This window comes from Bradyrhizobium sp. MI1.11 (assembly GCF_055811255.1).
This window is the reverse complement of the sequence record NZ_JBVVPM010000001.1, coordinates 292,266-305,753: the sequence shown is the minus strand read 5'-3', so window position 1 is coordinate 305,753 and position 13,488 is coordinate 292,266. Positions and strand designations below refer to the sequence as shown.

The window sequence follows — 13,488 nt, the reverse complement described above, 5'->3', positions numbered from 1 at the left end:
TTACGGCCATTTCCAGTACTTTTCAGGGGTATTATTGCCGGCTGGCGCCAAATCCGCTCTTCAGACGCATGACGTAGCCGATCACTTCGGCGACCGCATGGTAGTGCTCGGTCGGGATTTCCTCGTCGATTTCGACGGTGGCGTAGAGGGCGCGGGCGAGCGGCACGTTCTCGACGATCGGGATGTCGTGCTCGCGCGCGATCTCCCGGATCTTGAAAGCGAGGTTGTCGACGCCCTTGGCGACGCAGATCGGCGCCGACATGCCGCGCTCGTAGGACAGCGCGATCGAATAGTGGGTCGGGTTGGTGATGATCACGGAAGCCTTGGGAACCGCCGCCATCATGCGCTTCTTCGAGCGCTGCTGGCGCAGCTGCCTGAGCTTGCCCTTGATGTGCGGGTCGCCTTCGGACTGCTTGAACTCTTCCTTGATCTCCTGGAGCGACATCTTCTGCCGCTGGAACCAGCTGCGATACTGGAAGAAATAGTCGCCGATGGCGATGATCGCGAGCGCCGCGACCACCGCGCCGAGCAGGTGAATGGTCAGGCTGGTGGAGGCGCCGAGCAGGGCGGCGGGATCGAGCCTGACCATCGCCTCCATGCGATGCCGCTCCGGCCACAGGATCATGGTCATGACCGCGCCGAGCACGATCAGCTTGCCGAGACCCTTGAGGAAGTTCGCCGCCGCTTGCTTGCCGAAGATGCGCTTGAGGCCCTCGGCCGGCGACAGCTTGCTGAACTTGGGCTTGAGAGATTCGGCCGACCAGACCAGGCGGTGCTGCAGCACGTTGCCGGCAATTGCCGCCAGTACGAGCATCAGCAGCGGCACGCCCACCGCCGCGAGCACCGCGACTTCGATCTGCTGCATCAGAGCGAGCAGAGCCCTGCCGTCGGTCTTGATCATCCAGGAATTGGCGAGCAGGTTGCGCATCGGCGCCAATAGCCCGCTACCGACCGATCCTGAGAAGCTCGAGACCACCAGCGTGGCGCCCGCAATCATGAACCAGGTGTTGATCTCCTGGCTCTTGGCGACGTCACCGCGTTCGAGCGCCTCTTCGAGACGTTTTTGCGTCGGGTCTTCTGTTTGACTCTCTGGATCGTTGTCTTCCGCCATCGATCACCCGGTCACTTGAGTGGCATCATCTGGTGCATGACACCGATGAAATAGTCGAGATAGGTGCCCATCATCGCCGTCAGCACCACGGCGAGCACCAGGAAGCCGGCGAAGATCGAGAGCGGCACGCCGACGAAATAGACCTGCATCTGCGGCATCAGCCGCGCCAGCACGCCGAGCCCGATGTTGAAGACGAGGCCGAACACCAGGAACGGGCCGGAAAGTTGCAAGCCCAGGCGGAATGCGGCGGCAAAGGCGCGCGTCGCCAGCGCGGCGACATCGCCGCTCGACACCGTCTCGCCCGGCGCGAAGATCGTATAGCTGTCGTTCAGTGCCGCGATCACCAGATGATGGCTGTCGGTGGCGAACAGCAGCGTGACCCCCAATATCGTCAGGAAGTTGCCGACCAGCACGCCCTGCTGTCCCTGCGTCGGATCGACCGAGGTGACGAAGCCGAGCCCCATCTGCTGCGCGATCACGGCACCGGCAACCTGCAGCGCCGACAACGTCACCCGCGCGGTCGCCCCCAGCACGATGCCGATCACGATCTCATGCAGCATCAGGACCAGCAGCGGCGCGATCGAACCCATGTCGACCTGATAGGCGTTGCGATGCAGCGGCAGGATGATCAGCGTGAGCAGCAGCGCGATCGACAGTTTGATCCGTGTCGGGATATTGGTCTCGCCCAGGCCCGGCAACAGCATCACCATCGCGCCGACCCGGGCAAAGGCGAGCATGAAGGAGGCGGCAAGCGCCGGCAGCAGCGAGACGTCGATGCGCATGATGGGCGCATAGTGCCTCAGCCGCCGATGATTCGCGACGATATCCGCAGCATGTGGGAATGCAGTGCGTCGGCCATGAACGGCAAGGCCAACAGCATTGTGGCAAAGATGGCCAGGATCTTCGGCACGTAGATCAGCGTCTGCTCCTGGATCTGCGTCAGCGCCTGGAACAGCGACACGACGACGCCGACCACGAGGCCGACCAACATCAGCGGCGACGACACGATCACGATGGTCCAGATCGCATCACGCGCGACGTCGAGGGTTTCCGGTCCGGTCATTGCACAATTCCTTTGTCTTATTCCTCGCCTCCCACCGCTCTTGCGAGCGATGCGAAGACCTATCCCCCGTCATTGCGAGCGTAGCGAAGCAATCCAGACTGCCGCTTCGGAAAGACTCTGGATTGCTTCGCTGCGCTCGCAATGACGGTTGGGGCGGGCGCGAGCGCCAAAAATCAGATCGGCATCTTCATGATGTCTTCATAGGCCGCGATCACACGGTCGCGGACCGAGACCAGCGTCGACACGGCGACGTCGGTGTCTGCGACCGCCGTCACCACGTCCATCACGTTGGCCTTGCCGGCGGCCATCGCCACCGTCTGCGCATCGGATTTTCGGCCGGACTCCAGGACGCTGCCGACAGTGTCTTTCAGAAGAGAGGCGAAGGACTGCCCGCTCGGCTCGCTGCCCTTGCCGGCACCGCTGTTCTCCAGCACGCGAGCGAGGTTTGCATAGGCGTTGGCGGCAATTGTCGGTGTTGCCATGGTTCAAATGTCCTGTTCAGCTCTTGAGGATGTCGAGGGTGCGCTGGATCATCCGGCGTGTCGCGCTGATGATGTTGAGATTGGCCTCGTACGACCGCTGCGCGTCGCGCATGTCGGTCATCTCGACCACCGAGTTTACGTTCGGATATTTGACGTTACCGGTCGCATCCGCCGCCGGATTGTTCGGCTCGTATTTGGTGCGGAAATTGGACTGGTCGGGCTTGATCCTGCCGAGGGTGACGACCTGCGCGTCGAGTGTACGGTCGAGCGCCGAGGAGAAGGTCGGCACCTTGCGCCGGTAAGGATCGCCGCCGGCGGTCTGCGACGTCGAATCCGCATTTGCGATGTTCTCCGAGATCACCCGCATGCGCCCGGCCTGCGCCCGCAGACCGGAGGTCGCGATCGCCATCGAGCGGGCAAAGTCGCTGCTGTCGTTCGCCATGGTCTATCTCCAGCGCTCATTTTTGAGCATGATCTGGTCGGAAAACCGCTGCACACTTTTCCGGATCATGCTCTAGCCTTTGCCGATCGCGGTCTTGAGCAGATGCAGGCTCTTCGAATAGAGCGAGGTCACCGCCGCATAATCCATCTGGTTGCTGGCGGCCTTCATCATCTCCTCTTCGAGATTGACGGCGTTGCCCGCGGGGCGGGTCTCAAAACCCGCATTCTTGTTCTGGTCGAATCCGGAGGCCGCACCTGACGGCGCCATGTGGGAACCGCTGGTGCGGGTGAGCGCCAAGGGGCCCATCGAACCCGTGACGGCACCGCTCTTGTCCAGCTTCGGCTCCACCAGGTCGCGCGGCCGGAATTTGGGCGTGTCCGAATTGGAGACGTTCTCGGAAAGGACGCGCTGGCGCTCCTGGTGCCATTGCATCTTGGTGCGAAGCGCCGATAGCACCGGAAGATCGTTGATGGACATCGTTGCGGCTCCTTCCGCCTCGCAGGACCCATGGGTCCGAAGCTAGGCAGAATTTGCCGCCTGTATGGTTAACAGCTGGTTAAGGAGGTCGGAGGCAGTTGTACCCCGCCGGGACACGAATGCGCACGCCCCGTGATTCTACGCCTCCAAAAGCGGCATTAACCCAACCGCTTGGCGGCGCATGCACAGGCCAAGAAGTCGTTTTGGATCGAGCGATTCATGGGTTATTAAGAGTTGGGGACGGCAAAACTTGCCGTGGGACGTTAAGAAATCGCAGTTTGGGGCAACGTAAGCCAGTGGTTGGCGCATCTGACCACGGGCCCGAGAGAAGCGCCATTTGTCGGGGACAAGTATGCAAGGCAGTCCTATCACCTTCATCGTCGCGTTCATCGTCGTTCTGGCGTTGATCGGCGTCGCTGCATGGCTGGTTCGCCGATTCGCCACCAGCCGGCTCGGCGCCAACACCCAGCGCGGCCGGATGCCCCGGCTCGCCGTGATCGATGCCGCCGCAGTCGACGGCCGCCGCCGTCTGGTGCTGGTCCGGCGTGACAATGTCGAGCATCTTCTGATGATCGGCGGCCCCACGGATATCGTCGTCGAACCCAACATCGTGCGCGCAGCGCCCGGCCGCGACCAGCTCCCGCAGCGCTCCAATGCTGCCGAGCCGCCGCGTCTCGCGCCGATGCATGATAGCAGCAGCTGGGCCGACGAAGTACCGCGGCCCGAGCTGCTCGATCATCCCGAGCCGCAAATGCCCGAGCCGCCACCGCGGCCCGCGCGCCCCTCCTTTGCCGACGAAGTGCGCCGGCCCGCTCCTGCGCTGGCCGAACGCCGCAACGAGCCGCCACTGGCCGGCTTCACCTCCGAGCCGATCGCGCCGCGCCCCGAGCGCGAGCTTCGTCCCGAACCTGTTCCGCCGCGCGTTGCGCGCAACGAACCCCCTCTGATGCCGCGTCCGCCGCGCCAGAGCGAGCCGGTGAAGGCACCTCCGGTGCGCGCCGAGCGCGTCGCCGCACCACCTCCGCCCGTGCCGCAGGCTCCGCCCGTTCCGCCGCCGGCGCCCGCTCCTGCGGCGCCATCGAGCGCCGAGCAAAATCTCGCCGAGATGGCGCAGCGGCTCGAAGCAGCACTCCGCCGCCCCACCGGCGAGACGCTTGCCCCTCCGGTCGCCCCAGAGCCCCCGGCCGCTCCTCCGCGTGTGGCCCGCAGCGAGCCGCCGGCACCCCCGGCCCCTCCCGCAAAGCCGGCTCCGGAAAAGACCAGCTTTGAAAATCTCGAAGACGAGATGGCCTCGTTGCTCGGCCGTCCGAAGCCGTCTTCGTGAGGCTGCCGGCCCTCCCGCGTAGAGTTTTTCTTCTTTCTGTCCTGATCGGCGCGGCTGCGCTCGCGATGCCGGCGCATGCGCAGGATATCAGCATCAATCTCGGCGGAGGAGGCGCTGGCGGTGGCGGCGTCACCGAGCGCGCGATCCAGCTGATCGCGCTGCTGACGGTGCTTTCGATCGCACCGTCGATCCTGATCATGATGACGTCGTTCACGCGTATCGTAGTCGTGCTGTCGCTGCTGCGCACAGCGATGGGCACCGCGACCGCCCCGCCGAACTCGGTGATCATCGCGCTGGCGATGTTCCTCACCTTCTTCGTGATGGGACCCGTCCTGCAAAAATCCTACGACGAAGGCATCCGTCCGCTGGTCGCCAATCAGCTCGGCGTCGAAGACGCGCTTCAGCGCGCCTCCGTCCCCCTGCGCGGCTTCATGCAGAAGAACGTGCGCGAGAAGGACCTCAAGCTCTTCCTGGATCTCTCCGGCGAGCCGCCGCCGGCAACCCCCGACGAGCTCGGCTTACGCATCCTCGTCCCCGCCTTTATGATCTCGGAGCTGAAACGTGCCTTCGAGATCGGCTTTCTGCTGTTCCTTCCCTTCCTGATCATCGACCTCGTCGTCGCGTCCGTGCTGATGTCGATGGGCATGATGATGCTGCCGCCCGCAACCATCTCGCTGCCGTTCAAGCTGATCTTCTTCGTGCTCGTCGACGGCTGGTCGCTGGTGGCAGGGAGTCTGGTACAGAGTTACGGAGGTTAGCGGGCGCGTGCCCAGGGGCGAACTGCGGAGCCGGCCTTGCATCCCTCCCGCACTCGACTTGGCCCCGCTATCTCCCCGTCATTGCGAGGGGCTCTTGCGACGAAGCAATCCAGGCTGCCGCCGCGGACAGACGCTGGATTGCTTCGCTGCGCTCGCGATGACGGAGAATGGGGCGACCAGCAGCGCTTCGCGCGATACGGCAGCGCCCGCCCTCCCCCTACACGTCGTGCTGCTTGCTGAACTGATCGCCAATCAGCACCAGCATGCGGTGAGGTCGCATTGACCTGCATCACGCTGCCGAAAGCCTCACATGCATCTTGCTGCCTGTCGCCTCGGCGAAGCGCAGAAGCGTTTTGGTGCTGGGCAGGGTCTGGCCATTTTCGAGCCGGGCAATCGTAGATTGACTGGTGCCCATCCGAGCCGCGAGTTCCGCTTGCGAAAGACCAGCACGCAAGCGGGCCCTGAGCAGTTCGGCAGCGATCTCGAACTCGGGCGCCAGCGCGTCATACTCCGCCTTCACCTTCGGGTTGGCGAGCAGACGCGCCTTCAGCTTCTCAAAAGCGATCGTCATGAGACGTCCTTTGCTCTTCGCAGCGCGAGCTCGATCTCGGAACGCGGCGTCTTCTGTGTCTTTTTCACAAACGCGCGCACAACGATCACTCTGCGTCCGATCGCAGTCACGTATAATGCGCGGGCAATTCCATCGCGACCGGCCAAGCGCAGTTCCCAGAGCTTCCCCTCTAGATGTTTCACGTGTGGCTCGCTAAGGCTCTCCAGCCTGCTGAAGCGATGCGCTCTGCGAGCCGCAGAAAACGTGCCTGCATATCGGCCGGCAGAGCCGCAATCTCTGCGGCGACGGCCTCATCGAGAATTTCAACCCGCCAGGACACGGATCGACATTATCTCATTTTTGAGATTTTGAAAAGCGCAAAGAACCGACGCCGTGGCGGATCCGCTGTGCTGCTGGCTAACGATCTTGCAAACTACCGCGTCATCTTGATCTGCCGCACGACGGGAATCGTGGGCAACGAGCCGGTGTGGTCGGACTCGTCCTTGGCCTGCGGAGAGGCCGGCGCGCGGGCGGTGGCGTCGGGGAAGCGCTGCTTCATCTCGCGCAGGAAGCCGTCGAGCGTGTCGACACTGGCAGCCAGCTTCGCGATATCGGCAAACTCTGCGCTGGAGGCGCCGGTCGGTTTGCTCGCGATGTCGAAGGCGAGCCGATCGGCGCTCTCGCTCATCAGCGGCGCATATTTCTCGCGGAAGCGCGACATGCCGATCGAGTCGTCGGCGAGCGCATAACCGACAGCCGCGCGGATGATGTCGCTTTTCTCCACACTGTTGAGCGGCTTGAAGTCACGGAAGCGCTCGCCGTAATAAAGCTCGATCTGCTCGGCGGATTCACGCCAGCGCCGCGCCGCCCAGAAGATGTCCGAGCGCAGCCGCAGCACCTCGCGTCCTGTAACGTTGGAGACGATGTCGAGCGCGAGATCGTGGCGGCCGACGTCGCTCTGCGCACGCGCCTCCAGCAGCAGCCGTTGCTGCCTGAGCTCGCCCGAGAGGTCGCTGATACGGCTCGCGCGCAACGCCGTGATCGCCATGTCGGGTCTGCGGTTGGCGAGATAGATCATGGAAAGGCGCGCGGCGACTTGCGCACGGGCAGCGCCTTCGAGGCGGTGGTCGACCTGGTATTGCAGGAGCTCGGCGGCCTGATCGAGCAGATCGATCGAGGCGAGCCGGTCCGAGAGGCGCCGGATCAGTTCGTCGCCGCGGCGGCCGATCGGCGTCAGCTCGCGGAACTCGTAGAACATCCCCAGCGCTTCGATCGGCGGCAGCTCGTCGCCCTTGGGTCCCAGGAAGATCTGCGTGAACAGGTCGGAGGCGAGGTCCTGCGCCTGGCGCGAGGCTTCCGCGTTCGGCTGCAGCTTTGTCGCGGTACGCGCCGCGGTGAGCGCATCCCGGTAGCGCCCGTTCTCGGCAAACATCTGCGACAGCATCTGGAGCGTCTTGACCTCGATCGAGTCGCCGCGCCAGGTCATCGCGAGCGTTTCGAGCTCGCGCAGCGCGTCTTCCTTGCCGATCTCGTCGCGCTTCTGCCGCAGCGCGACTTCGAGCTGCTTGGCCTCGGCCGCGGCCGGCCGGTCGGACGAGCCGACCGCGAATTTGTAGTCGTCGAGCGCGTCCTTGTCGTGGCCGAGCGCTTCGGCGAGCCGGCCGCGCAGCACCGCGAAGCCGGGCGCTGCCTCGGGCGAGACGCCGACCACCTCGAGCTCGCTGCGGCGCTTGGAGGCACCGGCATAATCCTTCACCTCGAGCGAAGCGCGCATCGCCTCCATCGTTACGATGCGCTGGATGTCGAGCGGCAGCGAGGCGATGGCGAATTCGACGTTCTTGAACTTCTCGCGCGCGTCCGCCCATTTGCCCTGGCGCGCATGGGCGAGCGCCTTCCAAAGCTGAGAATCGTGACTGTTGCCGATCAGGGGGTTGGCGAGGTCCTTCAGGCCCTGTGCCGGCCGGCCGATCAGGATGCTCGCGATCGCATGCATGATCAGCCCACCGCTCTCCTCCTTGTTGAGGGGATCGGCCAGCATCAATTCGGTGACGGCCTTGGCTTCGTGATACATCGCGCGCGACATGTAGAATTGCGCGAGGTCGAGCCGCGGCAGCGAACGCATCGCCGGTTCGACGTTGGAGATCGCCGTGATCAGCTCGTTCTGGCGCGCTATGAAATTTTCCGACTGGCCCTTGCGCCAGGCTTCGGGGCTGAAGACCGGCCGCACTGCGGTGGGCGCGCGCTCGGCCGAGATGTCGACCGGCGACAGCGTCAGCCCGCCCTTCTTGCCGAGGATGACCTTGTCGGCTCCCACCTCGACGCCGACCTCGTCGGAATTCGGCCGGATCGCGATGCCATGCGCGGACTCCAGCAGCGCGAGGTCAACGAGGTCCTGTCGCTTGATGAAGCCGCGCACCGGCCGCTGCGCGGTGACGACATAGAGCGTGTCGCCGGCATCGGGATCGGTAAGCTTGTGCAGGAGGCCCGGATTGGCAAAAGGAATCGCGATGTTGGCGAGCGCCGGGTCGGTAATGTTGCGCGAGATCATTAGCGGCAGCGGCGTCGCCTGGATTTTGTCGGCGAGGGTCAAGAGCCAGTTGGTCTGCTTGCCGACCTCCTCGCTCGTCAGCGAATAGACCAGGGGCCGGGTGAGACGGATGCGCACCGCCTGTCCCTTCTCGAGCGGGACGCGGCCGACCTCGCCGATCATCGCACCACCCTTGGTGCGGATCGCCTCGACGTCGATCGGCTTCGCCGTATCGAACACCAGCCAGACGGTGTCGCCGCGGCGAAACGCTGCCGCAGGCGTTGCGACCTGAAGCGGGAAGGTCACCCGCAGGCCGTCGCTGTCGCGGCGCACATCGACGCTGGCACCAGTCGGCTGCGGCGCGGCGGGCGCTTCTGCCGACGCAGCCTTGGCGGCTTCCTTGACCGGCTCCTTGACGGGCTCCCTGGCAGCTTCCTTCACGACCTCTTGAGGCGCTTCGGCCATGACCGGCTTGGCAGGGGCGACCGCAGTTTCCGCAGCAGGGGGCGCAGGCTTCGACATTTCTTTGGGCGCTTGTGCAACTTCGGCCGCAGGAGCCGGCACCGATTTCGGCGCTTCAGCGGGCGACATGGCGGCGGGCGCTTCCGCCTTCACCTCGGGCTTGACGTCGATCCTGGCTCCGCGCGCGATCGCCTCGGAGGTCGGCGGCGCGATCTCGCGCTGCGCGTCCTTCGGCTTCTCGGCCGCCGGCTTTTCGGGCCCAGGCGCCGGTCCATGAGCGGCGGGCTTGGCCTGCGCGATCGCAGCCTCGGCCGAATTGGCCATCTTGCTCTTGTCGGGCTGGAAGGAGATGTCGACGACGTAGTTCTTCTCGTCGCGGAACGAATGCACGTCGGAATCGCCGATCAGCGCGATCTCGACACTGGTCTGGTCGATGTCGGCCTTCTGCTTGATCGAGGCGACGTTCGGCGGCGCCGCGACGACCGCGTCCGCGAGATCGAAATTCAGGTTGGCGTTGAAGGCGAGCGTGAGCTTCTGCTCGTTGAGCACGGACGATACGCCGACGCCGTCCGGCATCTCGAACACGAAGCGGACGAAGGTCGGCTGCACCGAGGCGCGCACGCGGATCTGCGGACGCTTCTTGCTCTCCGCCGCGGCGCGTTGGGCGCGCAGCGCCCGTTCGGCAACGCGCGCGCGTTCGGCGAGCTCCTTGACCACGTCCATCGGCAGGCTCGGCGGCGGTCCCTTCCAACCCTCCGGCAAGAGGTCGATGAAGGTTCGTTCGCCGGCATTCATGGTGTTGACGGTAACGCGCCGCGCCAGCGACAGGCGGATGGCGCCGCCATCGGGATCGCGGCGGGCGGAGTTGACGTAGTCGGGCGCGCCTTCCGGGACGCGGTCGACGGGCACGTCGACCGCCCGGTCGAAGCGGATGACGAGAATGGAGCCGGCCGTCGTCACCTCAGAGGGGACGTCCTCCCCGAGCTTGATCACGAGACGGGCAAAGCCGCCGCTGGCCGAGAAAGTCGCCTCGCCCCTGACAGCATCGGCCGCCCGGACAGGCGCCGTGAAGCCGATCAGCAGGCTGGCTGCCAGCAGCGGCGCCGCGCGGACATGACGCGACAGCCTCCGCGCCAGGGCGCGGGCTCGCGACACAAATCCAGCGGCAGCCTCTCGCGCCATTGGCGGCATTTCTTCCGGTTCGACGGTCCACGCCGGCATTGGTGCCGGCCCCTGCCCAGACTGTAGATTTTGGCAATTAAGGACTTCTTAAGTATGAGCCCTCAATTCGGCTTTTGCGTCGGCTTGCCGTCGATCTTGGGCAGCTCGCCGGCCGAAGCGGACTGATCGCCGCCGCCATTGGCCCGGCGGGCCATCTCGACCGTCAGCCGCTCGGCGGCCTCCGGGGACATCAATCCCATGATGTCCGACATTTTTCGCGGCGCGATCTGCGAGGCGATCTCGATCAGCACGCCCATCTCGAGCCGGTCAAAGACCCGCGCGGCGTCCTTGGGCTTCATGCCCTCATACATGGTCACGAGGCCCTTCATGCGCTGGGCTTCGGCGGCCTTCTGCTCGGCCTGTGTCGCGGAGATACGGGTTTCTACCGCCTTCATCTCCTCGACCTTGTTTTCGATGCGCTTCTCGGCGGATTTCAACAGGCTCTCGCGGATGTCGATCTCGCGCTGGCGGGCCTCGATCTCCTGGCGGCGCGACTGCAAGCGTTCCAGGATCGCGCGCTCCGAGGCGGAGATCTGCGACTGGGCTTCCTCCTTGACGGCGGCGCCTTCGGACTTGGTGTCGGGTGCGGCCGGCTTCGGCGCCTCCTTCGGCGCGCCATGGGTCGAGCCCGTGATGTCGGGATCCTCACGGCTGGCCGGGAAGTTCAGATTCTCCTGCGCCCAGGACTTCTTGGTCTGGCTCGGCTTGTAGTCGAAGACATAGCCGCCATTGATCACAAGACCCGTGACCTTCAGCGTGGCGAGGCCAGCAACGGCAACCAGCACGATCGGAATGACGCGGATGTTGCGAAAAGACTTCATACCCTGACTTTATGCGGCAAGACCGTTGGATCGTCGGCGCTCGGAGAAGGCTTCGGCCGCAGCCGCCACCGCCTTCGCCGACGAGGGCTTGGCTGCGGGCGCGGCGACCGTCTCCGGGTTCGTCACGGGGCGCGCGGCGATCGCGATCTTGGACAGGCGCCGCACCACATTATCGGCTTCGCCGAGCTGCTTGTAGAGCTGCTCGGACATCTGGGTCGCCGACGCGAGCTGGCTGCCGAGGTTCTCGTTCACGTCGCGCACGGCGAGCTTCAGCCCGCCGATCGCGCGCTCGGCGATCTCGGTTGCGGTGATCAGCTCGCCGATGACCGCCTTCAGCGAATGCTCGTCCGCCTTCAGCCGCGTCAGCCGCTTGTTGAGCGTGACGCAGTAGACGATGGTCAGCATCAGCAGGATAGCCACCAGCGTCTCGATCGCCATTCCTAGGGAGTGGTTCATGGGGCCTCCATCATCTTGTTCTGCTCGTCGACCTTTTCGAACATCGCAAGTGTCGTACTTGGCTTGCGCAAGGGTTTCGTCACCCGTATCGCGACGCGATCGCCGACCCGGCCCATGCGTCCTTCGGTGATGGTGACGTCGCCGCAGCGAACGGTGACGTTGGCATCCGCGCGCATGTCCAGCGGCAGCGTGTCGCCGACCTTCAGCCGCATCAACTGCTTGAGCGGAATGTCGGCTTCGTAGAGCACGGCGTCGACGGAGATCTCGGCCTGGACGATCTCGGTGGCGAAATGGCCTTCCCAGATCTGGTCGCGGCCGAACTTTTCGCCCATGAACATCTGGAGCAGGACGCCCCGGATCGGCTCGATGGTCGCGTAAGGCAGCAACAGCTCGATGTTGCCGCCGCGATCTTCCATGTCGATGCGCAGGCGCACCAGGATCGCGGCGTTGGCGGGACGGCTGATCGCGGCGAAACGCGGGTTGGTCTCGAGCCGGTCGATGGTGAAGGTCACCGGCGACAGCGGCCGGAACGCCTGTTCGGCATCGGTCATGACGACTTCGACCAGCCGCTTGACCAACTCCGTCTCGATCGTGGTGTAGGGCCGGCCCTCGATGCGCAGCTGGCTCGAGCCGCGGCGGCCGCCGAGCAGCACGTCGATCATCGAGTAGATCAGGCTGGAATCGACCACGGCCATGCCGAAATTGTCCCACTCTTCGGCTTTGAAGACGGTGAGGACGGCGGGCAGCGGAATCGAGTTCATGTAGTCGCCGAAGCGCACCGAGGTGATGCGGTCGAGCGAGACTTCGACGTTGTCGGAGGTGAAATTGCGTAAGGAGGTCGTCAGCAGCCGCACCAGGCGGTCGAAGACGATTTCGAGCATCGGCAGACGCTCGTAGGAGACCATCGCCGAATCGATGATGGCGCGAATGCCGGAATGGTCGTCGAGCGTGACGTCGCCGACCGCGAAGCCGAGGAGGTTGTCGATCTCCTCCTGCGACAGCACCCGTTCGCCGGAATTCTTGCCGGCTCCGAGATCGCGGCTGCCATCCTCGACCATGGCCGCCCATTGCAGGGCCATGGTCTCCGATAGTTCATTTTCAGCAGCAGCCTTCGCGGCCTCGGCGGGATCCTCGGAATCAAGCGAGGCCTCCCATTGGGCGGCAATTGCATCCTGGTCTGGTTGGTCGGTGCCTGCCATGATCCCTAGCCCGTCATGCTCACTGGATCACGACTTCCTTGAACAGCACCGCGCTGACCTGGACCGGAGCGACCGCCGCGTTGACGCGCTTGGTCAACTCTTCCTTGAGGCGGAAGATGCCGGCGGAACCGTTGAGGTCAGAGGAGCGCAGCTCGCGCGCATAGGTCTGGAAGATGTCGGTGATGCGCGGCATCGTCGGCTTGATCGCCTCGACCTGCTTCTCTTCCTTCAGCTCCAGCACGATCTTGAGCTTCAGATATTGCACGCGCTCGCCCGGCGCGCCGGCGAGGTTGACCATGATGTCGGGAACCTCGACGAAAGACGGCGGCTTCGGCGGAGGCGCCGCCTCGGCGTGATGCTCGTCGTCGCCGTGACGGAAAAAGAAGAACCAGGTCGCGGCGCCCCCGCCGAGAACGGCGAGCAGGCCTACCACCATGATCATCAGCTTGAACTTGTTCTTGGGCGGAGCGGCTTCCGCGCCCTCAGTGGCTCCGCCACCTTCCGCTTCATTCTCTGCCATGATCGCCGCGCTCGCTCATCTCTCAAAGGGGTCGAAAGAGCGAAGCTCCTGGCAGACAGTGACGCGATACAAATG

15 protein-coding genes are annotated in these 13,488 nt (G+C 64.6%); 2 read left to right on the top strand and 13 right to left on the bottom strand.

Annotated elements, in window-relative coordinates; all coding sequences use genetic code 11:
• Nucleotides 1-31: 31 nt before the first annotated feature.
• The 6 genes from flhB to flgB all read right to left on the bottom strand — a co-directional run bounded on the left by flhB (nt 32) and on the right by flgB (nt 3,575).
• The gene (gene flhB / locus AC0L30_RS01410) at nt 32-1,111 is read right to left on the bottom strand and encodes a flagellar biosynthesis protein FlhB (RefSeq protein WP_007602156.1); all 1,080 of its coding nucleotides are present in this window, start codon (nt 1,109-1,111) and stop codon (nt 32-34) included.
• Nucleotides 1,112-1,122: 11 nt separating this feature from the next.
• Nucleotides 1,123-1,893, bottom strand: a complete 771-nt coding sequence (gene fliR, locus AC0L30_RS01405) for a flagellar biosynthetic protein FliR (protein ID WP_007602155.1) — start codon at nt 1,891-1,893, stop codon at nt 1,123-1,125.
• A gap of 17 nt (nt 1,894-1,910) precedes the next feature.
• A complete protein-coding gene (gene fliQ / locus AC0L30_RS01400) occupies nt 1,911-2,174 on the bottom strand; it encodes a flagellar biosynthesis protein FliQ (protein ID WP_007602153.1) in 264 nt (87 codons plus the stop codon).
• A gap of 173 nt (nt 2,175-2,347) precedes the next feature.
• Complete coding sequence (gene fliE / locus AC0L30_RS01395) at nt 2,348-2,656, bottom strand: flagellar hook-basal body complex protein FliE (RefSeq protein ID WP_007612285.1); 309 nt, start codon at nt 2,654-2,656, stop codon at nt 2,348-2,350.
• A 16-nt stretch (nt 2,657-2,672) separates the two neighbouring features.
• Complete coding sequence (gene flgC, locus AC0L30_RS01390; RefSeq protein ID WP_007602149.1) at nt 2,673-3,098, bottom strand: flagellar basal body rod protein FlgC; 426 nt, start codon at nt 3,096-3,098, stop codon at nt 2,673-2,675.
• Nucleotides 3,099-3,170: 72 nt separating this feature from the next.
• Complete coding sequence (flgB, locus tag AC0L30_RS01385; RefSeq protein WP_007602147.1) at nt 3,171-3,575, bottom strand: flagellar basal body rod protein FlgB; 405 nt, start codon at nt 3,573-3,575, stop codon at nt 3,171-3,173.
• A 352-nt stretch (nt 3,576-3,927) separates the two neighbouring features.
• On the opposite strand from flgB, the gene AC0L30_RS01380 reads away from it, so the two are divergent.
• On the top strand, nt 3,928-4,899 hold the full coding sequence (locus tag AC0L30_RS01380) for a flagellar biosynthetic protein FliO (protein WP_473403646.1): 972 nt from the start codon (nt 3,928-3,930) through the stop codon (nt 4,897-4,899).
• A complete protein-coding gene (fliP, locus tag AC0L30_RS01375; RefSeq protein ID WP_473403645.1) occupies nt 4,896-5,657 on the top strand; it encodes a flagellar type III secretion system pore protein FliP in 762 nt (253 codons plus the stop codon). The genes AC0L30_RS01380 and fliP overlap by 4 nt, the downstream gene beginning before the upstream one ends.
• Before the next feature lie 289 nt (nt 5,658-5,946).
• On the opposite strand, the gene AC0L30_RS01370 is transcribed toward fliP, so the two are convergent.
• From AC0L30_RS01370 to fliL, 7 genes are all read right to left on the bottom strand, one after another.
• Complete coding sequence (locus tag AC0L30_RS01370; RefSeq protein ID WP_354202257.1) at nt 5,947-6,228, bottom strand: helix-turn-helix domain-containing protein; 282 nt, start codon at nt 6,226-6,228, stop codon at nt 5,947-5,949.
• Nucleotides 6,225-6,410 (bottom strand): type II toxin-antitoxin system RelE/ParE family toxin, encoded by a 186-nt coding sequence (locus AC0L30_RS01365; protein WP_354202256.1) that lies wholly within the window; start codon nt 6,408-6,410, stop codon nt 6,225-6,227. Before AC0L30_RS01365 ends, AC0L30_RS01370 begins: the two co-directional genes overlap by 4 nt.
• A 230-nt stretch (nt 6,411-6,640) precedes the next feature.
• Entirely contained in the window at nt 6,641-10,417 is a 3,777-nt protein-coding gene (locus AC0L30_RS01360; RefSeq protein ID WP_473403644.1) for a tetratricopeptide repeat protein, read from the bottom strand.
• 62 nt (nt 10,418-10,479) lie between these two features.
• Nucleotides 10,480-11,238 carry a MotE family protein gene (locus tag AC0L30_RS01355; RefSeq protein ID WP_219685048.1) on the bottom strand — a complete coding sequence of 253 codons (759 nt, stop codon included), beginning with the start codon at nt 11,236-11,238 and terminating at the stop codon, nt 10,480-10,482.
• Nucleotides 11,239-11,247: 9 nt separating this feature from the next.
• On the bottom strand, nt 11,248-11,694 hold the full coding sequence (locus AC0L30_RS01350) for a DUF6468 domain-containing protein (protein ID WP_007612299.1): 447 nt from the start codon (nt 11,692-11,694) through the stop codon (nt 11,248-11,250).
• Nucleotides 11,691-12,893, bottom strand: coding sequence for a flagellar motor switch protein FliM (gene fliM, locus AC0L30_RS01345; protein ID WP_007602134.1), 1,203 nt, complete (start codon nt 12,891-12,893; stop codon nt 11,691-11,693). The genes AC0L30_RS01350 and fliM overlap by 4 nt, the downstream gene beginning before the upstream one ends.
• A 19-nt stretch (nt 12,894-12,912) precedes the next feature.
• A complete protein-coding gene (fliL, locus tag AC0L30_RS01340) occupies nt 12,913-13,413 on the bottom strand; it encodes a flagellar basal body-associated protein FliL (protein ID WP_473403643.1) in 501 nt (166 codons plus the stop codon).
• Between the last annotated feature and the right edge of the window lie 75 nt (nt 13,414-13,488).

What these genes read in the sequence shown, in the direction of transcription:
- flhB (WP_007602156.1), bottom strand. Translation starts at nt 1,111, where the DNA reads ATGGCGGAAGACAACGATCCAGAGAGTCAAACAGAAGACCCGACGCAA.
- fliR (WP_007602155.1), bottom strand. Translation starts at nt 1,893, where the DNA reads ATGCGCATCGACGTCTCGCTGCTGCCGGCGCTTGCCGCCTCCTTCATG.
- fliQ (WP_007602153.1), bottom strand. Translation starts at nt 2,174, where the DNA reads ATGACCGGACCGGAAACCCTCGACGTCGCGCGTGATGCGATCTGGACC.
- fliE (WP_007612285.1), bottom strand. Translation starts at nt 2,656, where the DNA reads ATGGCAACACCGACAATTGCCGCCAACGCCTATGCAAACCTCGCTCGC.
- flgC (WP_007602149.1), bottom strand. Translation starts at nt 3,098, where the DNA reads ATGGCGAACGACAGCAGCGACTTTGCCCGCTCGATGGCGATCGCGACC.
- flgB (WP_007602147.1), bottom strand. Translation starts at nt 3,575, where the DNA reads ATGTCCATCAACGATCTTCCGGTGCTATCGGCGCTTCGCACCAAGATG.
- AC0L30_RS01380 (WP_473403646.1), top strand. Translation starts at nt 3,928, where the DNA reads ATGCAAGGCAGTCCTATCACCTTCATCGTCGCGTTCATCGTCGTTCTG.
- AC0L30_RS01370 (WP_354202257.1), bottom strand. Translation starts at nt 6,228, where the DNA reads ATGACGATCGCTTTTGAGAAGCTGAAGGCGCGTCTGCTCGCCAACCCG.
- AC0L30_RS01360 (WP_473403644.1), bottom strand. Translation starts at nt 10,417, where the DNA reads ATGCCGGCGTGGACCGTCGAACCGGAAGAAATGCCGCCAATGGCGCGA.
- AC0L30_RS01355 (WP_219685048.1), bottom strand. Translation starts at nt 11,238, where the DNA reads ATGAAGTCTTTTCGCAACATCCGCGTCATTCCGATCGTGCTGGTTGCC.
- AC0L30_RS01350 (WP_007612299.1), bottom strand. Translation starts at nt 11,694, where the DNA reads ATGAACCACTCCCTAGGAATGGCGATCGAGACGCTGGTGGCTATCCTG.
- fliM (WP_007602134.1), bottom strand. Translation starts at nt 12,893, where the DNA reads ATGGCAGGCACCGACCAACCAGACCAGGATGCAATTGCCGCCCAATGG.
- fliL (WP_473403643.1), bottom strand. Translation starts at nt 13,413, where the DNA reads ATGGCAGAGAATGAAGCGGAAGGTGGCGGAGCCACTGAGGGCGCGGAA.